The organism is Pseudoalteromonas sp. TB64 (assembly GCF_000498095.1).
Classification (GTDB): domain Bacteria; phylum Pseudomonadota; class Gammaproteobacteria; order Enterobacterales; family Alteromonadaceae; genus Pseudoalteromonas.
In genome coordinates this window covers 1-26,123 of record NZ_AUTQ01000164.1, presented here as the reverse complement: position 1 = coordinate 26,123, position 26,123 = coordinate 1, and the positions used below count along the sequence as shown (strand labels likewise).

General features: G+C 36.6%; 18 protein-coding genes and 2 pseudogenes. 12 read left to right on the top strand and 8 right to left on the bottom strand.

The window, feature by feature from the left end:
* Positions 1-1,073: 1,073 nt before the first annotated feature.
* Complete coding sequence (locus tag L647_RS0113780; RefSeq protein ID WP_024611609.1) at positions 1,074-1,709, top strand: isoprenylcysteine carboxylmethyltransferase family protein; 636 nt, start codon at positions 1,074-1,076, stop codon at positions 1,707-1,709.
* 72 nt (positions 1,710-1,781) lie between these two features.
* On the opposite strand, the gene L647_RS0113775 is transcribed toward L647_RS0113780, so the two are convergent.
* The 3 genes from L647_RS0113775 to L647_RS0113765 are packed head-to-tail and all read right to left on the bottom strand — an operon-like array spanning position 1,782 to position 6,411.
* Positions 1,782-3,806 carry a GGDEF and EAL domain-containing protein gene (locus L647_RS0113775; protein WP_024611608.1) on the bottom strand — a complete coding sequence of 675 codons (2,025 nt, stop codon included), beginning with the start codon at positions 3,804-3,806 and terminating at the stop codon, positions 1,782-1,784.
* Between the two features lie 4 nt (positions 3,807-3,810).
* Positions 3,811-4,341, bottom strand: a complete 531-nt coding sequence (locus tag L647_RS0113770) for a YfiR family protein (RefSeq protein WP_024611607.1) — start codon at positions 4,339-4,341, stop codon at positions 3,811-3,813.
* A gap of 9 nt (positions 4,342-4,350) precedes the next feature.
* Positions 4,351-6,411 carry a TonB-dependent receptor gene (locus L647_RS0113765; RefSeq protein WP_024611606.1) on the bottom strand — a complete coding sequence of 687 codons (2,061 nt, stop codon included), beginning with the start codon at positions 6,409-6,411 and terminating at the stop codon, positions 4,351-4,353.
* 422 nt (positions 6,412-6,833) lie between these two features.
* Here L647_RS0113765 and L647_RS0113760 point away from each other — a divergent pair, with 422 nt between their 5' ends.
* The 4 genes from L647_RS0113760 to L647_RS0113745 all read left to right on the top strand — a co-directional run bounded on the left by L647_RS0113760 (position 6,834) and on the right by L647_RS0113745 (position 10,678).
* The gene (locus L647_RS0113760) at positions 6,834-7,712 is read left to right on the top strand and encodes a sensor domain-containing diguanylate cyclase (protein WP_024611605.1); all 879 of its coding nucleotides are present in this window, start codon (positions 6,834-6,836) and stop codon (positions 7,710-7,712) included.
* 285 nt (positions 7,713-7,997) lie between these two features.
* Positions 7,998-9,014 carry a kelch repeat-containing protein gene (locus L647_RS0113755; protein WP_024611604.1) on the top strand — a complete coding sequence of 339 codons (1,017 nt, stop codon included), beginning with the start codon at positions 7,998-8,000 and terminating at the stop codon, positions 9,012-9,014.
* Complete coding sequence (locus L647_RS0113750) at positions 9,011-9,727, top strand: Sir2 family NAD-dependent protein deacetylase (protein WP_024611603.1); 717 nt, start codon at positions 9,011-9,013, stop codon at positions 9,725-9,727. Before L647_RS0113755 ends, L647_RS0113750 begins: the two co-directional genes overlap by 4 nt.
* Before the next feature lie 153 nt (positions 9,728-9,880).
* Positions 9,881-10,678: a response regulator gene (locus L647_RS0113745; RefSeq protein WP_024611602.1), complete on the top strand. Its 798-nt coding sequence runs from the start codon at positions 9,881-9,883 to the stop codon at positions 10,676-10,678.
* 178 nt (positions 10,679-10,856) lie between these two features.
* On the opposite strand, the pseudogene L647_RS01000000124240 reads toward L647_RS0113745, so the two are convergent.
* Positions 10,857-12,172, bottom strand: a pseudogene (locus L647_RS01000000124240) (M20/M25/M40 family metallo-hydrolase).
* A gap of 403 nt (positions 12,173-12,575) precedes the next feature.
* Between L647_RS01000000124240 and L647_RS0113735 the strand changes: the two are divergent.
* Positions 12,576-13,283: an SDR family oxidoreductase gene (locus tag L647_RS0113735; RefSeq protein ID WP_024611601.1), complete on the top strand. Its 708-nt coding sequence runs from the start codon at positions 12,576-12,578 to the stop codon at positions 13,281-13,283.
* Between the two features lie 507 nt (positions 13,284-13,790).
* Here the strand turns inward: L647_RS0113735 and L647_RS0113730 are convergent.
* The gene (locus tag L647_RS0113730) at positions 13,791-14,471 is read right to left on the bottom strand and encodes an SDR family oxidoreductase (protein WP_024611600.1); all 681 of its coding nucleotides are present in this window, start codon (positions 14,469-14,471) and stop codon (positions 13,791-13,793) included.
* 275 nt (positions 14,472-14,746) lie between these two features.
* Here L647_RS0113730 and L647_RS0113725 point away from each other — a divergent pair, with 275 nt between their 5' ends.
* From L647_RS0113725 to L647_RS01000000124230, 3 genes and pseudogenes are all read left to right on the top strand, one after another.
* Entirely contained in the window at positions 14,747-15,601 is an 855-nt protein-coding gene (locus tag L647_RS0113725) for a mechanosensitive ion channel domain-containing protein (protein WP_024611599.1), read from the top strand.
* A gap of 137 nt (positions 15,602-15,738) precedes the next feature.
* Positions 15,739-16,994: pseudogene (locus L647_RS01000000124235) on the top strand (IS4 family transposase).
* Positions 16,995-17,422: 428 nt separating this feature from the next.
* Positions 17,423-19,555: a thrombospondin type 3 repeat-containing protein gene (locus tag L647_RS01000000124230; RefSeq protein WP_253948878.1), complete on the top strand. Its 2,133-nt coding sequence runs from the start codon at positions 17,423-17,425 to the stop codon at positions 19,553-19,555.
* 1,066 nt (positions 19,556-20,621) lie between these two features.
* On the opposite strand, the gene astB is transcribed toward L647_RS01000000124230, so the two are convergent.
* The 3 genes from astB to L647_RS0113690 form a co-directional block, all read right to left on the bottom strand.
* On the bottom strand, positions 20,622-21,968 hold the full coding sequence (gene astB / locus L647_RS0113705) for an N-succinylarginine dihydrolase (RefSeq protein WP_024611594.1): 1,347 nt from the start codon (positions 21,966-21,968) through the stop codon (positions 20,622-20,624).
* A 623-nt stretch (positions 21,969-22,591) separates the two neighbouring features.
* Positions 22,592-23,686, bottom strand: coding sequence for an L-dopachrome tautomerase-related protein (locus L647_RS0113695; protein ID WP_024611593.1), 1,095 nt, complete (start codon positions 23,684-23,686; stop codon positions 22,592-22,594).
* A gap of 46 nt (positions 23,687-23,732) precedes the next feature.
* Positions 23,733-24,167: a MarR family transcriptional regulator gene (locus L647_RS0113690; RefSeq protein WP_024611592.1), complete on the bottom strand. Its 435-nt coding sequence runs from the start codon at positions 24,165-24,167 to the stop codon at positions 23,733-23,735.
* Between the two features lie 127 nt (positions 24,168-24,294).
* On the opposite strand from L647_RS0113690, the gene L647_RS0113685 reads away from it, so the two are divergent.
* From L647_RS0113685 to L647_RS0113675, 3 genes are all read left to right on the top strand, one after another.
* The gene (locus L647_RS0113685) at positions 24,295-24,723 is read left to right on the top strand and encodes an organic hydroperoxide resistance protein (protein WP_024611591.1); all 429 of its coding nucleotides are present in this window, start codon (positions 24,295-24,297) and stop codon (positions 24,721-24,723) included.
* A 164-nt stretch (positions 24,724-24,887) separates the two neighbouring features.
* Positions 24,888-25,244, top strand: coding sequence for a metalloregulator ArsR/SmtB family transcription factor (locus tag L647_RS0113680; protein WP_024611590.1), 357 nt, complete (start codon positions 24,888-24,890; stop codon positions 25,242-25,244).
* Between the two features lie 87 nt (positions 25,245-25,331).
* Entirely contained in the window at positions 25,332-26,093 is a 762-nt protein-coding gene (locus L647_RS0113675) for an IS5 family transposase (RefSeq protein WP_024611512.1), read from the top strand.
* Positions 26,094-26,123: the final 30 nt, after the last annotated feature.

The window sequence follows — 26,123 nt, the reverse complement described above, 5'->3', positions numbered from 1 at the left end:
TCCATGCCGAACTCAGTAGTGAAACGAAACAGCGCCGATGATAGTGTAGCATTTGCTATGTGAAAGTAGGACATTACCAGGCTTCAAATTAAAGAAACCCGTTACAGCAATGTGACGGGTTTTTTGCTGTCTGGGATTTACTAAATAGCCAAAGCCCATGTCGAGCCCCGACCGATGATAGTGTCGCATTTGCTATGTGACTTTCTACCGCTGTGGGCACCACGACATTCCAGGTTTCAAATTGTAGAAAGCCCGAATCTCATGATTCGGGCTTTTTTACGTCTACAGAAAAGTGAAGTATGGGGGAATAACGTACAACTCGCACCCTGCACTCCCATTAATATCCCTTATTTCATTCGATTTCAGCTCATGGCCCACTTTAAAGAAGCCCACTTAGCTCACCAGTCTCAGCAATAGCGCGATAATAAGCAGCTTGAGAGAATGATAGTGCCGTATTTACACTGTAACTCTCCACTGCTGTAGGCACACTAAAACATTCTCCTGCGTAGCTCACAGGCTTAACATTGTAGAAAAGTGAATGTATGGGTGAATAATACACAACTCACGCCATACACACTATTAATACTCATTCATTTCACTAAAGTGTTTACGACTAGAAGGAGGCATAGCCAAATATAGCATGCTTACATCGCCTCTATCATCCTACTTAAAAAGCACATAAAGCCAGAAGCTAAATAAATTCCCTTTAAATATCGAGAATTTTTGAGGATGGATTACCCGTTATAACTGTATGATACAGCATCGATTTTATTGAAGGTTTATTAATATATGAAAGCTATATATTAAAGCCGTATCTTGTGATTAGATAACTTAACTATTGTTATAATTTGCTTTCGCTATTTTTGATATCCTAAATTTAAACATCAATAGATATGTTGTATGTGTTTAAAATAATGGGAAAGAATAGAAGTTGAGAAATTAAATTTATATTGACTGAAGGTGAAATGATTTTTATATACATTTCATTAACTTTTCTTGTTTATTAACGGTATGAATACTAAGATGAATTCATTAATTAAGAATAAAAATAATGACTGCGAGGGCGTCCTTAAATGAACTATCAACCCTTTATAGATGACTCAGTGTCGCTAATAGAGTTTACTCGTATTTATCTGGCACTTTTTTATACTTTTGTTGCTGGATTTTATACATATCGTATTATTTCTAAAAATAAAAACACGCCATCAGGTGTTATTTTTCCGGGTCAACAGTTTTGTGCTAGTTGGTGGAATCATATGGCATTTAAGTTCTTTAGAGCAGCGATTTGGTTGGTGTGTGTTGTTAGGTTATTTATTCCGGATATAGACCGCTATTTAATTTTATTCGAGCCATTAAATGGTTGGCCTGGTGTTATGTTTGGCAATATATTATTAAGTGCAGGTTTTATATTAAGCATGTTCGTGCATTTTAATATGGCATCTCTTTGGCGCTCAGGAATCGATCCTAATGGACCTAAAGAACTTAAAACAACAGGCCTTTATGAATACTCTCGAAATCCGATGTATTTAGGTGTAGCAGCGGCACAAATTGGTTTCTTTTTAGCACTTCCTTGTGTATTTAGTTTAATTTGCTTACTTGTTGGGTTAGTTGCATTATTTAGACAAACTCAAGTTGAGGAGGCACACTTGAGTAAATGTTTTACTGAACAGTATGATCAATATAAGGCATTAGTACCGCGATGGTTGTAGTTTATTTTTGACTATAAATATTATATGTAGTTGTTTTCAAAGTTAACTAAAGGCATGTAAAACTAAGTTAATTTATATTAGAGTCTTTGATTTTACATGCTGCTTAATAAACGCTTTTTTATCTATTGGTTTAGAAAATATATAACCTTGGATGTAATCGCATGCTAATTCTTTCAATAATAGATACTGATATGTTGTTTCAACCCCCTCAGCAACGACTTTTACATTTAGATTATGTGCCATAGTAATAATTGCTTTAACAAGTGCGATACTGTTTTCGTTGGTTTCTATATCTTTAATAAATGTCCGGTCAATTTTGAGTATGTCTATATCTAGACGTTGAAGGTAGGCTAGAGATGAGTAGCCGACACCAAAATCATCAATGGCAATATCTATGTTTATCTCGCTTAACCTTTTTAATTGATGCTGTATTGAAGAATCTGGATCCATTAAAGAGTTTTCAGTTACCTCAATTAAAATAGTGTGCGCAGGTAATTTATATTGCTTACTTGCTTTGATCCATTGATCAACCCAATCTCCGGCACGATCAATTTCGAGAGGGGAAGTATTCACGCTTATTTGAATCGGGGTGTCAGATAGCTTATTAAATTGTACTGTATCGCGTATTGATTGTGATTTTACCCAGTGACCAATATCACTAATTAAACCATTTTTTTCGGCTACAGGTATAAAGCTGTTTGGAGTAATTAAGCCACGTTCTGGGTGATTCCAACGAATTAAGGCTTCCGCTTTTTGTACTGTTGTACCATCAATCGAAAAAATTGGCTGATAGTACAGTTCAAATTGGTTTTCACTGATCGCAATTTTAATTTCCTCAATTAAGCGACGTTTTTCAATAGCCTGTTCTTCAATCACATATGAGAAAAATTCATAGCGATTACGTCCTTTCTTTTTAGATAAATACATAGCTTGATCGGCGCGCTTTACTAACTCTTCAACGGTTAACCCATCTGTAGGGAAAAAAGTTAAACCTATACTTGCTGTAACATTTACTTGCTCTTCTTTTATCTGAATACATTGCATTAGACTATGCTGAACTGCATCAGCTATTTTTGCTGCTGCAACAGTATCGTTTACACCTTCTAGAATAAGTGTAAATTCATCACCACCTAAACGTGCAACCGTATCTTGTTTTGAAATGCATTTCTGTAATCGCTCTGCAACTTGGTGTAATAGTAAGTCGCCATAATCGTGACCAAGGCTATCATTTATTTCTTTAAACCCATCTAAATCAATAAAGATGAGTGCAAACTTCATATTTTTTGTAGCAACTAAGTTTTGAATTTTTTCATAAAAATAGCGTCTATTTGGCAGATCGGTAAGTCCATCTTGGTATGCATATTGATGTAATTGAATATTTGCATTTTCAAGTTCTTTGGTTCGAAGCCGCACTTGATTTTCAAGTGAGCTTTCTCGCTGCTCTATAGTAGAAAGCATGTCGTTAAAGCATGTTGTAAGCTGACCTACTTCATCTTTAGATAGTTGTTTGGCACGTAAACTGTAATTATTTGATTTGGTAACTTTGTCAGCTATTTGTGCTAAATGTAGTATTGGGTTTAAAAAACGACGCCTAAGTGATAATGATAAAAGTAGGCTCACAGCGAATGTAAAACACATTAATATAGTAATAAATTTAGTATAAAAGACTGTTCTATCATTTAGATAGCTATCATTAGCTTGTATCTTAATTTCGCCATAATAATGTAAATCTAGAGTAAGAGCGGTAGTTACTTCAATGCTATGTCCGTCATATTCAAAAAAGTCAGGGGAGAGGGCAATTGCAAGCTGTTGACCGACCTTATTATTTACAACTACAGATATTATGTCCGAGCGAGTAAGTATTGGGTTAATTAACTCTTGTATAGCCTCGGTATCATCGAACATTAGTGCCGTTGTTATATTCGGTGATATCATTTTTGATAATGAATCCAAGCTTTGTATTTGCTCTTCTTTAGCACTCGTAACTTCATAAGCACTAAATACAATCGTAACAGTTGCGCTGGATACCAATGCAACGCTCATTAAAATGAATAAAAGTTTTTTATTCATCGTATTTAATGAAAATACTTTTTTCATTATTTTACCTATTCACAACGCGGGCGAGGCGTAAGACTTTTGAGCTCATAGTAATACCTGCATCTTTAAGCTTTAGTGGGTCTATCTCAAAACGAATTTTACCGCTGGAAAGAAAAAATCTAATATGTCCTCCGCTTTTAATAAATTCTGCACTTTCACCCACAATCATAATGTTGTGATAAGACGTAAGCTGTGATTTTTGCCAATCGGTAATAGTATCAGACGTAATAAAAAGTATATTACATGGTTCGAGAGACACTTCATTAAGTACCACGTGTAAACTTTGTAGAGGTGAATGTTTAATTTTACGATTCTTTAAAGCAACATTCGCAGCATAAATAAAACTTTTATCGGGGCTGCATATCGTAAAGTATTCATTTTCATTTAATTGGACAGGCCATTGACCAAAGCGGGCAAAGTTATATAAAAAGCCTGCTTTTAACATATACTCTTTTTCCATAGCACTGCTGTTCGTACTAAATAAAAGTACAAATGTAATTGTTAAACTATGCAGCAGACCTTTAAATTTAAGCATTTTATTAACTTAAAACTTTATTGTTATTGTAAACGTAATACATTCATCAATGTAATTAGGTATTGTATAAGTTTCGCGTGTATTATTATATTCAATATGAGAACCAGCAAACAAGTTTTTGCCCGAAAGAGCTGCTGCCCAAGTATGATTGATTTGCCAATTCCAAGTTAAGTCTAATGCTGTATAGTTGTCGGCTTCATATGCATCTGAGTTCTCTACACGTAATGCTGTAAAAATGGTGTGATCAGTAAATAGGGTATAATTTGCTTTTGCGAATAGCTGCCTATTTGATGAGTCAAAGCCAATAGACGGGGCTGTGCCTTCAGGTAAATTGTAATCGATATTTGTGTAACTATAACCAAGCTCTGTACTAAGAGAATCAATTGGTTGCCAAGATAAAACAATATCAAACCCCTTAGTTGTCGTTTCTCCAACTGAGACAAGATCGAAGTTAATCTCTGTTGTTGTTAATGACTGAGCAGCTTGTTCAAATTGCCCAGCTTGAAAAAACGCGACTGCAGGTAGAAATTGCTCAAACTGTGTGTTTAATTTAATAGCGGCAACATCTGTTGCGTTAGTATGATAAGCAGAAAAATCTAATGCCCAATCATTGTTGGTAAAACGATAGCCCAATTCATAAGATATATAATTTTCGGACTTTACTTTATCGTTGCCATTTAGAAAAGTTGCAATCCGATAATCATCAATTACAGGTATATCTGTTTTAACCCCAATAATATCTATTATTTTGGTACCGTTAACTTTAAAATTATCGTTAAACTCTATTAAAGTAGGAGTGCGTACACTTCGCGATATAGCCCCCCAAGTTAAATGATTTTCAATGGGTTTATATACTAACCTTGCTGACGGTTGGTTTTCCCACCCAGTTAAGTCGTTATGATCTAATTTAGTTCCAATAATGAAGTCGAGTGTATTGGGTACAAAATTGTATTGCGCCTGAACAAGCCCACCATATTGCCTAAGGTTATCTAAGTCTTTGTCGCTATCTAAAAACACACTTTCAGCAAACGAAATCGCATTATATCGGTAGTTCAATCCCCAATCTAATTGTAATGATTGGTATATAAAATTCATCTGATAATCAATATCTAACGATTCAAAATTTTCTTTTATATATGTTTGATCACCATTTTGTTTAAGCCAAGAGACCTGCAGCATTTGATTTGCATTTGTAGATATTCGATTCTCTATGCGCGTCATCATACGCGAATCTGTGCGTTTTAAATCATCAGAAAAAGAAATGTTTGTGTTAGTTTCATCAACAACACCGCGATAGTTTTGACCCAGCTTAGAATGCGTAACATCCCCCTGAAACAATGCAGACCATTCATCACTTGGAGTAAAATCAGCTCTTAAACCAAATGAGTGCTGTTTAGTTGTATCATTAGGGGTAAGCGAAATTCCTTTTTTTGAAGCATTTGAGTTTTTAATATGACCATAAACTCTGTAACTACCCTTATTACTAATATCGCCACCATAGCGTAAGTTAGCATCTGTGTTTATTTGATTACCCGTTGTCGCGTTTGCGTATCCACCGCGAGTATCAATACTATTTTTTGTAATAATATTTATAACGCCATTGTTTGCGTTACTGCCCCATAAAAGTCCGCCTTGTCCACGAATCACCTCTATACGTTCAATATCATACAACGGTACGTTAAGGGTTTCCCAGTAAACGGCTGCGAACTTTGGAGTGTACAAGCTCTGACCATCAATCATTACTAATAGCTTGCTAGAAAAACGAGATGCTACACCTCGAGAAGATATAGCCCACTGATTATTGTCCAATTGTCTAACAATAAGTCCAGGTACCATTTTTAGCGCTTCAGGTACTGATGTAGCACCTGAGCTAGTAATTTGCTCTTTGCCTAAAACATAAATAGAAGAAGCGGTATCAAAAGCTGATTGCGTTCTTTTCATTGCAGAAGTGACCTGCACATCCATTCCCATTAGAGTATCAAGATCGAGATCTTCGTCTTCAAATGGAGCGGCCGCAATAAACGGAGAAATAAAAAGTAATGGCCACAAAAAGTGTTGTGATGTTTTCACCGACGCGTCTCCCGCACAATATAAAAATCAAAAACAGTGATTGTTTTTATAAAACATGTGTTATCACACAACATTAACATATGTTTATAGTGTGAAAGCATTTTATATGATGAATAGTATAAATATTTTTGTATTAGATAAAAATTTATACTTATTAGATTCAAATAATTAAGTATGTAGCATAGTATATTTAGGTACATCTGCAATTGCGTACCTAAAAAAGTTAAAAGTAAACTTTATAAAATAGCTAAATACTGCAACATTAAATTTATTTATTGTAGCGACGTTAAATTTTTAGTGTAAAAAAGATTTTTATTAGTCAAAACTACATTCTATTTCGCTAGAGCATTATTTTCCTTTGCTTTTTTTATAAGTATACGAATACTAAAATTAGCTTCATTTGCTTTTAAGGCAAGCAAAGTATGACAAAAAATGAGTTTATAAATTTAGAAGAAGTGCTCAATTTAATGCTCGACGCGGTATGTGTTGTTGATAAGCAAGGTACCTTTGTTTTTGTTAGCGCTGCATTTGAGCAAATTTTTGGGTATAAAGCAGATGAAGTTGTCGGGGAAAAGATGATTAATTATGTCTACGAAAGCGACCATCATAAAACATATAATGCTGTTGATTCATTATTATCTGGAGAAGTAATAAATCCACGATTTGAAAACCGCTGGCTCAGAAAAGATGGGGAAGTAGTAAATATATTATGGTCTGTTCGCTGGTCAGAAGAACATCAAGTTAGAGTGGCGGTTGCTCACGATATTACCGAACGTAAAAAAATGGAAGAACAGCTTTATTATATTGCTAGGCACGATGCACTTACAGAGTTACCAAATCGTTCGTTATTAATGGAGCGGCTACAGAAAGCAATTATAAAAGCACAAAAAGAGAACTCATTTTTTTCATTGTTATTTATAGATATTGATGGTTTTAAAGCGGTAAATGATACTTATGGGCATGACGTTGGTGATAAACTTTTACATAGTATTGCACAACGACTCAATAGTGTAACGAGGGAATGTGACACCGTAGGGCGTTTAGGTGGGGATGAATTTTTGATTATTTTAGACAATCTAAATTCACCAAGTGAAGCCAACATAATAAAACGCAAAATTCTCGCACAATTTAAAATGGTATTTAAATTTGATGATGTTTATTTAAACATTTCGCCAAGTATTGGAATTGCTAATTACCCTGATAATGGTGAAACTGACCATCAACTAATTAAGCATGCTGATCAAGCAATGTATAAAATTAAAAAATCAGGCGAAAATAAAGCGACTTATTCAACAAACTAATTTTTATTACTGCATAAAGTTTTATTAAAAAAGCCAGCAAATACATGTACCTTACTTACTTACCGATAAAAATATAGCCGAAAAAATCACTTTTAAAACAATAATTGGATTACAGAATAGTTGGTTTTTTCTTTTTTTTAAGTAACGATTAGTTAAATTGAAGGGAATATATACAGCACCTTTAATATTACTTATTAATCCGATTATTTAGATACAACAATATTGGCTTATAGGGACAAAATAATTTAATCTGGCCGTATAAACAATTATTAAATTATCTGCCTTATGAGTCTTATTTTATCTCTTGCTTTAGCAAGTATTCCCGCATTACCAGAGCCCGTAGCTAATAACGCAGTTGCAAAAGTATCAATACAAAACCAAACCTACTTTTTAAGTTTTATGGGTTTGAGTCACGACAAAAAGCATTCATCAGTACACAATAAAGTATGGGCACTTAAGTTAGGTTATTCACAATGGCAAGCTAAAACGGGTGTACCTTCGAGTTTGTCAATAAAAGGGCGCTTAGCAAGTACCGCTGTTGGCTTAGGTGAATATGCATATGTATTTGGTGGTTATACAGTAGCAAGCGATCATACAGAAACATCAAGTCCTGACGTATACAAATACGATGTAATAAATGACACCTACAGCCAATTAGCTAATATGCCAGTGCCGGTTGATGATAGTGTTGCCCTTAGTTATAAACAACGTTACATATACTTAATTAGTGGTTGGCATAACGACGGTAACGTAAATTTAGTCCAAGTTTATGACACGCAAAATAATACATGGCAACAAGCTTCACCATTTTTAGGGCAACCAGTATTTGGTCAAGCAGCAGCTATTAACGGCAATACAATTGTTATTTGTGATGGCGTTAAAACACAAGCAAATCCAGATTCACGTCGTTCGTTTGCAGGTGTTGCGCAGTGTTTAAAAGGTACTATAGACGAAACTAATCCGTTAAAAATAGATTGGCGTACATTGCCACACCCAACAGGGACTGCACATTACAGAATGGCAGCCACCAGCTATAACGGTAATATTTATATGTTAGCGGGTTCTAATAATCCTTATAACTACAGTGGTATTGGTTATGACGGAAAACCTGCACCAGCCAGTAATCATGTTTGGCGTTTTAATGTTGAAAAAAATAAATGGCAAGTTTTATCAGCCCTTAAAGTAGCAAGTATGGATCACCGTGGTTTACTTGAGCATCAAGGTGTTTTATATCGAATTGGTGGCATGAATAACACACAACAAGTAAGTGCTGACGTACTGGGGTATCAGGTAGAAAAATGAGCACATTATATATTACCGGAGCCGGAGTAAGTGCTGCTAGTGGCATTCCTACTTTTAGAGGTGAAGATGGTTACTGGACTATTGGCAGCAAAAACTATACCCCAATAGAAATGGCCACGCGTGCTATGTATAAGCGTGCCCCAATGGAGTTTTTAGCATGGTATTACCATCGTTTTGCAACGTACCGAAATCATGGTCCTAACGATGTACACCACTGGCTAAGTGATAAAAGCTTAATTACTCAAAATATAGATGGGCTTGATGGTAAAGCGGGTAATAAAAATTATATTGCTATTCATGGAAGGCTCGATCAAATGACGCTATTTCATGAGCAAGGCGATGATGTTACTCCATTTACTACACCGTGGGATAAGGTTGACGAAAGCAATTTACATGAATCTTTATTTGACGTGTTTAACATTCAAAGTCAGGTACCAATAATCAATCGCTCTTATAAGCCATTTGTTTTATTATTTGATGAATATTACACCGAGTTATATCGTATCAGTGAAGCTCAACAACGTATGAATGAAGCTGAAAAAATCGTATTTATGGGTACATCTTTTAGCGTTAACATTACACAAATGGCATTAGATATCGCGCGCAATAACAATATTGAAATAGAAGTGGTAGATCCAGAGCCAACTCATGTTTTACACCCCAATGTAAGTTATAAAAAAATGACGGCGTTGGAATACATTCAAAATAACTAAAATAGAGCGCGTTGTAAGTATTTGACGCGCTATTTATATTTTATTTACAATTTTGTAGACCTTTTATCTATTCAACTATGTATGTTGTTCTATAATCTTAATGAATAAAAGCAATCGCTTTATAAAAAACATAACAATATTGAAGAGATATAAATGAGTGATTTAACTGCAATAGCCAATTTATCAATATTATTAGTAGAACCTTCCGATGTTCAACAAAAACTAATTATAAAATCGCTGACCCAGTGCAGTGTAAACCAAATTGAAACCGCTACTACACAAGCACAAGCTTTGGCTATGCTTGAAAGGTATCAACCTGATTTAGTGATTAGCAGTATGTACTTTGCTGATGGCACCGCAGACTCGCTACTACAAAAAATCAGATCAACTGCGAGTACCGAAAACCAAGCATTTATGTTGGTGTCGACTGAGCGCAATAAAAAATACCTTGAGCAATTAAGACAGTCGGGGGTATTAGCTATATTACCAAAACCTTTTAGTGCCAAAGCGATTACACGCGCGCTAAAAGCTACATTAGATATTATTACTGAAGAAGAAGTTGAGCTAGAACATTTTGATGTAACATTACTACGAGTTTTAGTCGTTGATGACAGCCGCTTTGCACGCAAGCATATTATTCGTGTACTTGCTGGTATGGGAATACCGGCACCCGTTGAGGCTGAGAATGGTAAAGAAGCGATTGAATATTTAAATGAGCAGTCGTTCGATTTAATCGTAACTGATTACAATATGCCAGAGATGGATGGAAAAGAACTAACCGAAACAGTTAGGCGTTCAAATAGTTACTCACATATTCCTATTTTAATGGTTAGCTCTGAGGCAAACGAAACACACTTAGCTAACATTGCGCAAGCAGGCGTTGACGCTATTTGCGACAAACCGTTTGAGCCAGCAACCGTAAAGAACTTGCTGTTTAAAATAATGTCTTAAACTATTAACTCTAAGGCTAACGGTAAACATATTAGCCTAAACGAATAAAACAAAAAGCAGCGCTTATTAAAAGTGGCTGCTTTTTTACTATTAATGACTAAGTGCACTATAAAAACCGAATGCCACAAAACATAATATAGTCTCAATAGCGGTATCAAGTATGCGCCTTGTTATTAAGCTACAGCTGCCCTAATCTATAAATGAGTAATGCGGTTTTTTTGATATTTTTATCAAGGCTGGTCAAATCAGCCGTTTCGTTTTTAGTGTGTGCGCCGCTGCCCATTAAGCCTAAACCATCAAGTGCCATATCAACATGGTTTGCTGCAAACGAAATATCAGCTGCGCCGGCATTTCGTGGATTGGCAGCNCAGCCACTTTGTTGTAACCTAAATCGTGACTAGTATCGCTATACATTTCCAATAGTTTTTGATTACCCTCAGTGAGTGCCATTGGTGGGTAACCATCTTCAAAAATAAGCTCTGCTTTACTGCCACTTAAACTATTGCTAGTAATGAGTTGCATTGATCTTTTTGCATTTTCTAATTGCTTAGGCGAAAGCGCACGTAAATCACCAGCAACATGTACTTTTTGAGCAATAACATTACTTTTACCAAAGGCAGTTGCCGAAGAGTTTGTACTATTGTAGTCAGCAGTCGTACCGCCAACAATTAAGCCAGGGTTAAACGTTAAATTAGGCTGTGTAGCAAGTTGTTCTCTAAAGCTATTTAAAATGCGTGATGCCTCGTAAATAGCACCATAACCTACATTTTCATTAAATATTTGTGATGAATGTGCAGCGTTTGCGTCTACAGTTAATGTCCAACCTGTATAACCTCGGCGCGCCGCCATGGCGGTTTTAATGTTGTTATCACCATTTTCATAACCTAAGGCTACATCTGCCCAAATAGCGGCACCAACAATAGCTTGTTTAGATAAACTAAGCGGGCGACCGCTGCTTTCTTCATCGCCAGTAAGTAATACTTTTATGCTCACGTTTTCAAGTAAATTAAGGGTTTGTAAGCTTTTAAGAGCGGTAATTATTATAGTGTTACCGCCTTTCATATCGGCAACACCAGGACCACTGGCTGTATCGGCATCAAGCTGTTTGTAAGTGGTAAAGTCATCGTGCTTGGCAAATACTGTATCTAGATGGCCGATCATCAGTATTTTTATTGCATCGGGGTTTTTACTCTCATATGTTGCTAATACATGCCCAGCACGATTAAACGCACTGCCATCAAGCCACTCCACTTCAAAACCAATGGCTGCTAATTGCTTACTTGTAAGCTCGCCTACTTTTTTTACGCCTTCTATATTAAGTGATCCGCTATTAATATTTACAGCTTGTTCTATTTCTTGCAGTGCCTGGGGAGTGTTTTTATCGACTTGCTCTACAATGTCGCGCTCATTTTTATCTAAAGCGGCATAGCTTGTAAGCGGTAAAGTACTAGCGATTGTGAGAATAAGTGCATGGCTAAATTTAAAAAATGACATAACAGCATAATAAGTGAGAAATAAGAGTATTTAATATGAAGTAAAATTAATTAGGATTCAATAGGGAGGGGGTTATGATAGTTAACTTATTTTATAAATAAGAATGAGTTGCAAGTATAAGAGTTATGATTAATGCGAGTTATTGGATTTTAATAACGATCTATGATGTAAATTTATAACTAACAACAAATCTGTGTATTTAAACAGTTGTTTGTATTTTGTCTAATATTACTGCTCTCCACCATTTTGGGGTTGTGCTGTATTTAAAAAAGTTAAGGCGGAACTAGCTGTTTACAAATACTTGTTTTATAGCTAGGGTAAAACCATTGTAATATAAGAACATTTGTCGGTTTTTAGACGACAAATATCGTAGACTAAATTGTAAGATTTATAGGTATAAACAATGAGTAACTTAGTTGTATTAATAACGGGTGCTAATAGGGGTATCGGTTTCGAATTAGCCAGACAATACCTTATAAATGGATGGACAGTAATTGCTACCTGTAGAAATCTAGAAACGGCGGTTGGTTTAGTTTCATTGAAAGGTAAGTTTCCAAATAAATTGTCTATTGAATTAATGGATATCACTTGCCCTGAAAATATTAAGACGTTGGCAGGTAAACTTAGCGAGGAAAATATCAAATTAGATTTAATAGTAAATAATGCGGGATATTTGGATCGAGAAAACACAAGTATCCATACTATTAATTATGCTAATGCTGAAATGAGTTTTAAAGTGAATTCACTTGGACCACTATATTTAACTCATTGCTTTTTACCTTTAATGAATAAAAAACGCTTATGTAAGATAGCTGTTATTTCTTCTGCTATGGGATCTTTGTCGCTAGAACAAAGTGTGGATTGGTATGGTTATCGAATGTCTAAAGCAGCAGCCAATATGCTAGTAGTGAACTTATCAAAAGAGCTTGTTAATGATAATGTCGCTGTGGTGGCTGTTCATCCCGGCTGGGTTCAAACAGATATGGGCGGCTCTACAGCAAGTGAAAATGTAGTAGATTCGGCTCTTGGGGTTATGAACGTTATTCTGAATTTATCTATTGATAATACGGGTAACCTTTATAGTTTTAATGGTGATGAGTTACCGTTCTAATAAATCTAAAAACACGCTATGAGGTGGATAACTAGTAAAGTCAGTTATTAATTGCAAATTTTAAAACTGCTGAGCCTGTTTGTTTTAAGCCCATTAAATATGTCGATTCATCTTAGGGTGTTAACGCGGTTTAAGATCCATAACCCATTCATGCCACGCTTTAGGTGTGTGTTTAATAACGGTGTAATGATATTTATTAGTGCTTGTTGGGTGTACACAAATATCATGTTTTTTATCGGTCGAATTAATGCCACTGAGTACACAAAATCATCAACGTTATATGCTTTTATTTTAAAGCGCCTACGGGTAAAGTTAAGAATGAAATGTGCTTAAATCTCGTTTCTCACAGGTCTTAATATAGTTTTGGTTGGCAATCCCTGAGTATGCTTTTTTGAAATCGAGATGATTTGTTGGCTACAAACATCTAGCCCATATTTAGCACAAGCCGCTATCAGGTTTAATAACATTAGTATTAAACTTGATAGTCCAAAATCTACCAATCAAAGTTTAATTAGTCGGCATTAAATAGATTTCGCGTACGCTGTTGCGCTGGTTTGCTTCAATAGTAAACAGTACAGCGTCGGCTACATCTTGTGGGTCGAGTTTATCGGGTTTTGCTTCATCAAAAAACGGAGTGTTTACCATACCTGGTGCTATGGTTGTGCAGCGTCCGTTCCACTGGCTCATTTCCTCAGCTAAGTTTTGCCCAAAGCCATAAGCAAACCATTTAGTTGCCCCGTAAATAGAGCCTCCTAATGGCTTACGACCAGCAGCTGAGCTGGTTAATATAAAGTGACCTTTGTTTTGGCGTAAATGCGGCAGTGTTAGTTTTGCAGTCCATAGCAGCGCTTTAATGTTTATGTCGATCATCGCTGACCATTCATCTGGGTCACCTTTTTCGGTGCCTGCGGTTGAAACGCCCATGCCTGCGTTGGCAAAGGCTACGTCTAATCGACCAAACTTTTCAATGCCTTTGGTAACAACGTTTTCAAGCGCGGTGAAGTCGGTTGCATCTGCGGCTACACCCAATGCCTTATTTGAGCCTAGCGACTCGACTAACTCCGTTAACTTATCTTCGCGTCTAGCGGTAAGTATTACTTTATGGCCGTTGTTAACAAGGGTTCTAGCGGTTGCTTCGCCAATGCCACTTGAAGCGCCAGTTATAAGTACTATTTTTTCTTTTGCCATAGATGACCTCTTTAATGAACGTTAAAAACTTAAAATCACCATACCAATAAACAATTAACCTACATTGAATAGTCGTTATAAATTAGCCATAAATAGCGGTGCTTTACGCTTCAATAATCATGATTTTAAAGTCGTTATTAAAATTGAAATAAGTGATTAAAAAAGGTAGGTTTAAATTTTTTATTCTATATACTCGCGCCACTTCTTTTGAAGTCGGTTTTTATTAAATTTAACCATAATTTTGCTGAGTTTCAGCCTCATTTATCGGAACAAACATGAAAGATAAACTTTTAGCGTTTTGGCAAAGCCATTCAGAAACAATCATCACTTTAGGATACAAGGTGATTTTAGCGTTGGTGATTTTAATTGCGAGTGCCTTAATTGCACGTTCGGTTAAAAATGCGATTAAGAATTCTAAATCACCATTAAAAAAGGTGGACAGTACGCTGCTCCCGCTTTTATCGAGTATTGCTGGTTATTTAGTTTATATAATTGGTGGGCTATTTATTTTAGATATTTTTGGCGTTAACACAGCCAGTTTAATTGCGCTAATGGGGGCTGCTGGCTTGGCTATTGGTTTAGCGCTTAAAAATACACTGAGTAATATTGCTGCAGGTATTATGCTGCTAATACTTAGACCTTTTAAAATAGGCGATTTTGTTGATGCCAGTGGCACGCTTGGCACAGTGAGTGAAATACACTTATTTACTACTATTTTTAAAACTACCGACGGCCTTTACATTGCATCGCCTAACGGCAAGGTATGGGGTGGAAATATTAAAAACTTTACTCGTAATGGCAAAAGACGAATGGATATAGTGGTGGGTATTTCGTATGCAGATTCTATTGACGTTGGCTTAAATGTGCTTAAAGAATTAGCTGCATCAGAGGGCAGATTACTAGCAGAGCCTGCACCTAAAGTAATGGTGACATCGATAGGCGAAAGCGCGGTGAATATTCAGTTGCGTGCGTGGGCTGTTAATGGTGATTATTGGCAAACCGTGTGGGATTTAAATAAACGCGTTAAAGAAGCAATTGAAGGTGCTGGGCTGAGTATTCCGTTCCCGCAGCGTACGCTTCATATATCTGAGTCGATGGCGTCGGCAATAACGGTAAGTAAAGACGTATAAATTTTATTAGCATAAACACAAATAAAAATAGCGAGCCTTGGCTGTAATGCCGATCATTTAAGAAATAGCTAATAGCACTTGAATGATCTTCTAGGTATGTAAGAATCCGAATTCTTTTGCCGAATTCGGATTTTTTTATGCAACTTTCTAATGCTCTCGATATTATCAACAACATCAAGCCTAATGAAGTTGAAACACTCGCAGATTTACTCCCTTTATTCTTTATCGAAGAAGCCTATGCGTTGACCGAAGCCGTTACACTATGAAAAAAAAAGCTAACCCTAGAATCAATGGCTTGATTGTTGATTGGTATGGTTTTTATAATGAAAAATCGATGACTGATGTAGTTAACATGCTCAATATTGTTGACCGAGAGGGTAAGCCATTTGTTACGCCAAGCGGCTTAACTTAGCGTCGTAAAAAACCTTGGTGAAGCCGCCAAGCAAGCGTTGTTTGAATGCACCCAAATACATTGGAATGGACTTACTTTGCTTGGTGTCGATGGTACTGTTTGGCGTACGGATGACTCATTCCAAAACAATGAAGCCTTTACAAAGCCGACCAATACACAATATCTACAAGTCAGAATAGTGTGTTAAATGGAGCTGAGCAGCCATTTAATAACGGGTAGCGCTTTTGATGATTACAAGGTCAATGAAAAGCTTATTGAAACCACACCAGATAACAGTCTCACTTTATTTGATAAAGGTTTTTATTCTTTAGGGCTTTTACATAAATGGCAAACGACGGGGAATGAACACTATTGGCTAATACCACTGAAAAAAATGTACAATATGATGTTATTCAGACATTAGGGCGTAATGATAAATTAGTCCAGCTTAGCAGCAACCCAAGAGCAAGAAAATGTGGTCAACGCTGGCTGACACATTAGTCGCAAGGTTATTGACTCGAAAAATAAAGGGTAAGTCATACAGTGTGGTGACATCTATGATAGATCCTATATCCGTCAGCAGGTATAGGGGATTTATACAGTCACAGTTGGGAAATAGAGCTTGGTTATCGTGAACAAAAGCAATATATGCTTGCTAATAGATTAACGTTAAGAAGTCGTTTACCAGCGCTTGTAAAGCAAGCACTGTGGGGAGTGTTGCTTACTTATAATATGGTGCGATATCAGATGGTGAAAATGTGGCACACATTAAAAGATGATTATTTACCGTACCAACTAAGTTTCAATGGTCGTTTAGCTCCAATAATGAGGCTACTTGTTGGATTAGCTTGTTTAACACCTGGAGCAATACCACATCAGTTAAAATACTTTTATGCCATGGCAGAAAACCTAATTCTAGAGCCTCGAAGAGAGCAATGTTTTCCTCGTTTAGTCAAGCAAAGACCGGAGCGGTACGCTAGAAAAAAAAGCCGCTCACCTTAAGTGAACGGCATTAGAGTCTTAACTCGTTATTTTTATTTTTAATATATTTGGTTATGTTTGTTAATAAATTGATAGTTGAATTTTAATGAGGGTATAATGTAGGGATATTATTAAATTAAAATTTGGTGTCAAGGATGGCTGTAAAAAAATATCTACGTCTGTTTTTTCTGTGTGTGTCTGTAAATACTCTACTAGCGTGTGGCAGTGGAGGAACTTCAGATTCTTCCGAAACCCCCGTGAAATCTCCTGAAACTGTAACTCAAACATATATCGTAACCGCGATTGATGGTTATTTACGTTCTGCAGTTGTTTGGCTAGATCTTAATGATAATGGAATACAGGATGCGGAAGAACCCAGCGGTATTACTCAGGCTAATGGAAAAGGAGTACTTACTCTTTCATCTGAAATTAATCCGGAAGATTATAGTGTGATCTTATTTGCTGAAGGGGGTAAAACATTTGATGAAAGCTTAAATAGGGTTATTAATAAAGACTTTATATTAGCTTCACCAAAAGGTGAAAAATTAATCACTCCTTTAACGACACTTGTTTATTTGAAAAATAGAAAGACGCTTAATATAAACTCCGCTACTTCTCAAATTAGTCAATTATTAAATGTAACCTCACCAAGTTTATTCGAAGACTTTATTATTAAAGGTCATGCCCAGAATGAATCCGTGGCTGCTGATTTAGTTCGCCTTGCTATTGTTCCTGAATCAGAGGCGAAATTGCTTAATGCTATAAATAATAGTGAGACTATATTCAATGAACTAAACGAGTATTTAGTATTAAGAGAAAGAGATAATAGCCAAATATATATTGTTAGAGATAGCACCGGTAAGTTGTCAGGCGATACAGATTTAGATGGTATTGCTGATAGTGAAGATTCAGATATTGATGGGGATGGTGTATTAAATACACAAGATACTTTCCCATATAATATATCAGAATGGAATGATCTAGATAATGATGGTATTGGCGATAATAGCGATCCTGATATTGATGGCGATAATGTATCTAATGCTTCAGATGTGTTTCCATTCGATGCAACTGAATGGGATGATCTAGATGGTGACGGTATTGGTAATAATAGCGATCTAGATATAGACGGTGATGGTATCCTCAATGATGAAGATGAAAACCCATACATAGCTGAATATAATACAATTAAGAACCCAGGTAGATTAATTATAGATCAAACAATTGAAGGTGATATTTCTCAAGGTCAATGGCAGTATTTTACCGTTGAAGTACCTGAAGATAGAATGCTAAATATTACGTTATTTAATTTATCGGGCGATATTGATTTATACATAAAAGAAGATAATTCCCCAACCAAATTTGAGTATCAATGTCGTTCTAATTTAGGTTCTACTCAAAATGAAAGTTGTGCAATACGTGTTCATCAGGCTGCTTCCTACCACATTGGTATACTCGCGAAAGAAGGCGCGACTTTTAATTTATTAGCCACGACAGAAAATGTTATATATAAAAAGGCAATGCTACTTTTACACGGATTAGCTTCAAGTCCTAGTACATGGGATGCAATGGTAAATGACGATAGCTTTTTTAATGGTCAATGCCAAATATTAACTACTAACGATAATATTCTTCCAGTAGTTGAAGCTAATAGTGACGGTATTAGCTGTTTTAATTTGGAATTTGGAGCATTTGATCGAGAAGGCATTTATGCAAGAACAGGATTAGATAATAAATCATGTATTAATGCTTTGGGTTGTGATGGTGATTTTACCTCTTTTGAAGGCTTAGGTTACGAAGTAGAAAAGGCTGTAGAGAAAATAGTTGATTCTTTAGGTGAAGATACTGAAATATTTTTATTTGGTCATAGCCGAGGTGGTCTAGCAGCTCGCTCTTATTTGCAGAATGATGAAGCTATGTATAAGTCTTTTGTTAAAGGGTTCGCAACAACAGGAACTCCACATCAAGGTTCTCCATTAGGGCGTTTTTATCAATATATGAACGACAATTGCATTCCAGAAAGTACTTATCGACAAGATGGCGGAAAGTGTGAAGATAACTGGGAAGTTGTTGAGATGCTTAACGGCACAAGAAGATACTTTATAATTCGTAAAGGACCAGAATATAATATGGACTTGCAATCGCCAAGTATCGATTTTTTATCACCAGAATCACCAGAAATACTAAGCTTAAATAGCGACTTAACAAGTCTTGATGGCTTAATCATAGGGCAACTTGCTTATCAAGGTACTGACTTTGGAGTATTGAGTAAGAGCGCGGGCTTACTCGGAAATGAGTTATATGATTTGTATGCTTATCGAGCTATCTTCGGGGGCGATCATCCGCATCCGGAAACGCTAAGGTATATTGAAAACGGACAAACAAGAGCTTCATTTATTGGTGATGGAATTGTACCTGTTTATAGCCAAAAATTGAGTTTGTTGTTAGAAAGACAAGGTATATCAATTACTAAAGAAGATACACAAACAGCTGTAAATATTTTGCACACAGAAGAGACTGAAAGAGTAACCGATATTTTTAGGTTGCTTGATGCTTTATATACAGATTTAGAGTGGAAATAAGTATTATGAAAAAAGTGATACTTTTAACTTTTATATGTTTACTGGTAGCGTTTACTTTTTATTGGTTTTTACCTGTTGTTCAGTATGTAGAGTTACCGGTGAATACAGATGCTAAATCTAGAGGGATTAAAGATACTGTATCTAATGTACAAACACACCAAACAGACACTACTTTGGCTACCTCTAAATCATCAAAAAATGTCAAAGATAATAATGTTGAAATGAAAGAACTCAGTGATGAGGATGCTTTAACTGTTACTAAAACGCTTTTGAATCGTGTTTATAACAGTGAAACCATTGATTTTATTGCTGAAAAGGAACTGTTGAATTACTTGATAAACACGAAGAATGAAGGTGTTTATCAATTTATTATTGAAAAACTACAATCAGCAATTAAGGGTAATAAAAATGACGACAGGTTAATTGAATATAGTTTAAGTCTTTTAGCAGCAATAGACACCCAAAGAGCGAGTGAAGTGTTTTTTGGTTTTGTTGCCGAAGATGACTGGCAAGGATCGAGGGCTATATATAACGTTAAAAAGTCGATAGAAAAACTAAATCGAGGTGGTCAATACACCGCTTTAGCGCAGCAAGCATTTACAATTGCGAATGAAGAAAACCCATTTATTGGCGAGTTAGCTACTACAATCGCTCGGCATGCACAGGCTGAACAAATAGAGTATTTATTTGGTTATATTGATGAAAAATATGAGAGTAAGCGCATGTTTGTTAAGCGTGCGATGAACACTATTCATGATGAATCTTTAGTTCCTCATATAGCAGGATATTTAACAGATAACTCCACCGCCANATATGGGGCAATACGAAGCGGCTGCCGCCTTAATCAAATGGAGTTCTACACAATCAAAAAGCTCTGCTGAGCAAGTAGAAAAACTGTTTGATATCGCAGTACAAAGAAGCCCTTCTACAAAAAGAGCAATAGAAAAAGAACTACATATTCAAAGTTTTGTAAGTACCGAGGTAAAATTGGTGATTGCTAATGCTGCGAATAAAAAACGTTGAAACAATAATGCAGCGACACTTATGTCGCTGCATTATGAAATTGTTAACCTTCTAATTGAAAGTCGTACACTGAGCCTAAGCTAAGTAGCTGCGTAAGCTCATCTAGAGCTTGGTAGCTTTCAGTTAATAGTGCTGAGTCTGCAAAGTCGTTAGCAGTTAATTTATCGCGGTAGTTACGTTTTGCCCAATCACACAATAGGGTGTATTTAGTGTCGGTCAAAATAACCTCAGGGTTTACTGCAGCAAGTTCTTGCTCGTTAAGGGCTACACGTAAACGCAAGCAAGCAGGGCCGCCGCCATTTTGCATACTTTGACGAAGGTCGAAAAACTGCACTTGGTTTACTGGGTTATCTGCCATGATCATTTCTTCAATGTAGGCATTTACTGCGCTGTTACGTTTACACTCTTGTGGTGCTACTAATAACATAGAACCATCGGCTAAGCTCACTAGCTGGCTATTAAATAAGTAACTACTTACTGCGTCTTGAATACTTACTTTACTTGTTGGTACTTCAATAATATAAAATTCTTTACTGCCAATATACGCTTCTCGAATGTCTTGCAGTGCTTGTTTTTGATTTAAAAAAGCTTGCTGGTGGCATAAAAGAACGTTGGCATTTCCTACTGCAATCACATCGTTATGAAACACACCTTGGTCAATCACATCTGGATTTTGCTGCAGTAAAATTTGGCTTGAATCTTTTAAGTTATGCAAACGACAAATTGCTTCTGAGGCTTCAAGTGTTTGCCTTGCTGGAAACTTAGCTGGTTTTGGTAGTTGGCTATTAAAAGCACTGGCACCAAATACAAACATTTCAAGACCTTCGTCGCCGTGGTTATCACAAAAGCGAGTATGGTTTGCTGCACCTTCATCACCAAAAAAACCTTGGTCGGGTAAATGAGTATGGTGCGCAAAGTACTTGTCGTTATTAAACATTGCTTTTAATAAGCGTGTTGTAGTGGCAGGCTCTAATGAGCGATGAAATTTATTATTTAAGTTTGCTGAAGTAAAATGTACTTTGCCGTCGGTTGTATCAGGAGATGGCGATACTGTAGCTGCATTTGCTGTCCACATTGCAGACGCTGAATAACACGCGCGTAATAATATAGGATCTGCTTTAAATGCTTTGTGAATTACTTGAGCATCGTTGCCTGTAAAGCCTAAACGGCGCAATACGTTTAAGTCGGGGCGTGCATGGGGAGCAAATACACCTTGAGTTAGGCCTTTGTCGTGCATGGCTTTCATTTTTTCAAGACCTTGAAGCACAGCCTCTTGAGGGTTTGAAAAACTTGCAGCATTATTTAACGAGGCAACATTACCGTACGACAAACCAGCATAGTTGTGAGTAGGACCAACTAAACCATCAAAATTAACTTCCAAAGCGTGCATACACGTTCCAACTAAAAATTTTTAATAGGGTGCAACAATACAACGCAATAGGGCTGCTTGCAAAGTTATAAACGCAGTGTTTTTACTAATTTTTTGATGTTTTTATATGTATGATTTTTTGTAGGGAGCTTCGTTTTTATATTCGGTGGCTAAGAAGTAGTTGAAGAAGGTTTATTCATCAATTTCATAGTGCGCAAAAGCTTAGCATAAAGTAAGTTTATATAATGAAGCTTTATGCCAAGCCTTTACACAATACGATGTTACTTAACATAGGCGCGTTCTTTTTCTGCCGTAGTACGAGTATTAGTTGGGTCGTTAACTTGCCAAACGCTAATGTCTAAACGCCATAAAAGGTAAAGGGTATGGTATAAGTTGTACATGGTTTTTTCCTTGGTATTTTCACTGAACACATCAGTCTATAGGAAGAAGTATGCCAACATTAAGTTGAATATTTTATGAATAGAAATCATATATTTAGTATTTAAGTGTAAATACATACTTAAGAGTTAGCACCAAAGTGGTGAAGCCTTGCAAAGTAATATACCAATACAGTGCATTTCAAACAGAAGCCCTGCAACTATGTGCAAGGCTTTTTAAAAAAATACAGTCACTCAAAAAGTAAATTAACGGCCTACTTTTCCTTTTACTAAAGGCTCGAACGACATCACTTTAAATTTACCGTGGCTTTGATTTTTGCCATTATTAAGTACTGGCGAGTTATGCAAGTCGTCAACGGTAAAATATATTTTATGATCAGCCCCGTAGCTAAAACCATCAGGCCAGCTGAGGCGATCGTCTTTAAATAATACTTCGTAGTCGCCAGATGGTTTAACTACACCAATTGCGCCGTTGGTTATATCGGTTACATACACATTACCGCCACCGTCAACAATAATACCGTCTGAAATTGGCTTAGTACCATAACGCATTACTTTATCTTCAAGTGTTTTAGCCGAAAGGCTCTTGTTATTTATATCGCTGGTGGCAATGCGGTAAACCGACGTGCCCGACATAGATCCAAAGTAAAGCCAGTCTTCGTTAGGGTCAAGCGTAATAGGGTTTACACCTAAACGGGCAGGTTGTCCGCCAAGGCTCATTGTGCGGCCATCAATAACCATATCTATATTTTCGGCTGTGGTGTAATGGCTATCTTGTAATACTCTGCGTGCGACACCTGTTTTAAGGTTTACGGTAATAATAGCGGCTTGGCTGCCTTGTGCTGTGTCAGCAATGTATACAACGCCATGTTTATTATCGATGACTAAATCGTTTAAAAACGAGGTGTCGGTGATGGTTGGCTTAGCGAGGTAAATAATTTTATGCAGTTGCTCTTTGTTTGTATCCCAACCTACTAAGCGCCCAGCATGATCTGGTCCTGAAGTGTCAAGCATCCACAAAATACCATCACTTGATACGTTTATACCGAGTACGTCGTAAAAACCTTTACCGTTGTTGTACGCGTAAGCCCATTCTTCATTAGGGTAGGGCTTAGTTGTGCCATCACTCAAAAGCTCCATAATTTTTTGTTTTTGACCAAAAAAACCATGTACAGATAAAAACTTTCTACCCGATGGGGTAATAGCAATATTACCTGGTGGGTGCTGCGCATCAAAAGTTGCTACAGTATGTAGGTCGCTGTTATTAGCAAATACAGGGTTGATGCCAAGTAATGCCGTGCTGCATGCGGCAACTAAGAGTAATTTTTTAATGTGAGTCATTTTAAGTAAAACCTTTTAAAACACGTTATGGTTTAAAAATAAGAACCTAATCGGCTAAATCGCTTACGACTAAATCGAGTAATTGCATAAGTTGCTGTGCTTGCGTTGTATCAATACTATTAAATTTGCATAAAATATTTTTTGGAATATCGGCTGCTTTTAATTTGAGTGAATGACCATGTTGAGTTAATTGCACTAGGCGTTTGCGCTTGTCGTGTTCATCCTTAATAACTGCAAGTAATGATTTATCGATCATTTTTTTGAGTATTTGGGTCATTGCACCGCCATCGATCGCAGTTTTATCAATAAGATCTGCAATAGTTACTTTGTCTTCTTCCCATAGTGCCATCATCACTACGTATTGCGGGTAAGTTAAATTAAGAGCGGCAAGAGGTGCTCTATAAGCGCGAGCAATACTGTTCGATGCCATATATAAGCGATGACATAATTGATTTTTTAATTTTAGTTGCTCAAACGACATGTTTTTCCCCTATATGCGATAAATGTATTTTAATTTGCATGCAAAGTATTTGCAATCTCTAATTACTTGAACTATTATTTTGCACACAAACTAAATTGATTGATATTTTAAAACTTTGGAGTTCATTATGAATGTATTACAAAACGTAGCTTACACAGCAAAAGCAACTGCAACTGGCGGCCGTGAAGGCGTAGCTAAATCTGATGATGGTCGTTTAGATGTAAATTTATCAACACCTAAAGGTTTAGGCGGCGATGACGGACAAGGCACTAACCCAGAGCAATTATTTGCCGCAGGTTATGCTGCATGTTTTATTGGCGCTCTTAAATTTGTAGCGGGTAGCGAAAAAATAGATTTACCAAGCGACACGCATATTGACTCACAAGTCTCTATTGGTGCTATTGAAGGCGGTTTTGGTATTGCGGTAAAACTAGCTGTATCACTAGGTGATATGGATAAAGCAGCTGCGCAAACACTTGTAGATAAAGCACACCAAGTATGCCCATATTCAAACGCAACACGTGGCAACATTGAAGTAGAGCTTTCTGTTATTTAATAACTAAATAAAGAAAAGCTATAAAAGCACACAACGACAATTAGTCGTTGTGTGCTTTTTTGCATTTAAGGCATAAAAATTAAATATACGGTAAAACGTATATTCACTATTCCATATATTGTTATTTTGTTTTATTGTGTATGCATAAGCACAGTGAGGACAATATGGAACAATTTAATCCACTTCAATTTTATAAATGCCTAGCAGACGATACTCGCCTAAAAGCAATGCTGCTAATTAGTCACGAAGAAGAGCTGTGTGTATGCGAGCTTGTTGCTGCACTTAAATTAAGCCAACCTAAGGTATCTCGCCATTTAGCACAGTTAAGACAATGCGGATTATTGAGCGACCGTAAACAAAATCAATGGGTGTACTACAGTATTAACAAAGCACTGCCAGAGTGGGCTAAAAATGTATTAACGCAAACGCTTACTGCTAACCCTTCATTTTATGAAAACGATTTAACGCGCTTAAACGCTATGGGTAATCGCCCTGAACGTGCAGCTAGCTGTTGTAACTAGGGCGTGTTGATCTTTGCGGTATAAAAAACAAACAGCATGAGGATAAGGTATAATTGAATTCGCTAAAAAACGTTACACCGAACCCTCATGCCAAGATTAATGTTAACAGACGCGACATGGAATGTCTTATCAAAAGTAATGCACTTAAGTGGTCGAATTTATAATAAGCCTGAGCATAGAAAAACGCTCGAAGGCATACTCTATAAGATGCGTACCGGTATTCCTTGGCGAGATTTACCGTCTTATTTCGGCTCGTGGAGTGCTATCTATAGACGATTTAATTTATGGTCCAAAAAAGATATTTTGAATGAATTATTTCGTGTGTTATCCCACTATGCTGATATGGATTGGATCTTTATTGATGGCAGTATTGTCAGGGCTCACCAGCATAGTTGCGGTGCAAGAACCGCTGGCAATGAATCAATCGGTAAGAGTCGAGGTGGCAATTCGACTAAAATTCATCTTGCAGTAGATAGCGGAGGATTGCCTGTTTATTATGAATTATCCTGTGGAAATACGCATGATATCGTCCATGCAGAGTCACTTGTAGACAATTGCCCAACGAGTAATGTGGTTGTCGCAGATAAAGGCTACGATAGTGAAAAACTAAGAGAGTTTATTCGTGATAATAGCGCTACACCCGTTATTCCACGCAAGGATAACAGTTTAGTGGGTAATGAAGATATTGACTGGTGCATGTACAAATATAGGCACTTAGTTGAGAATGCCTTTGGTCGGATCAAACAATATAGAGGGATAGCTACAAGGTATGAAAAGCTTGAACGGAATTATCATTCCATGCTCGCTTTAGCATTTACTATGATGTGGCTACCAATGTGGGCTGATTAATATATATACTACAAAGATCAACAGCCCCTA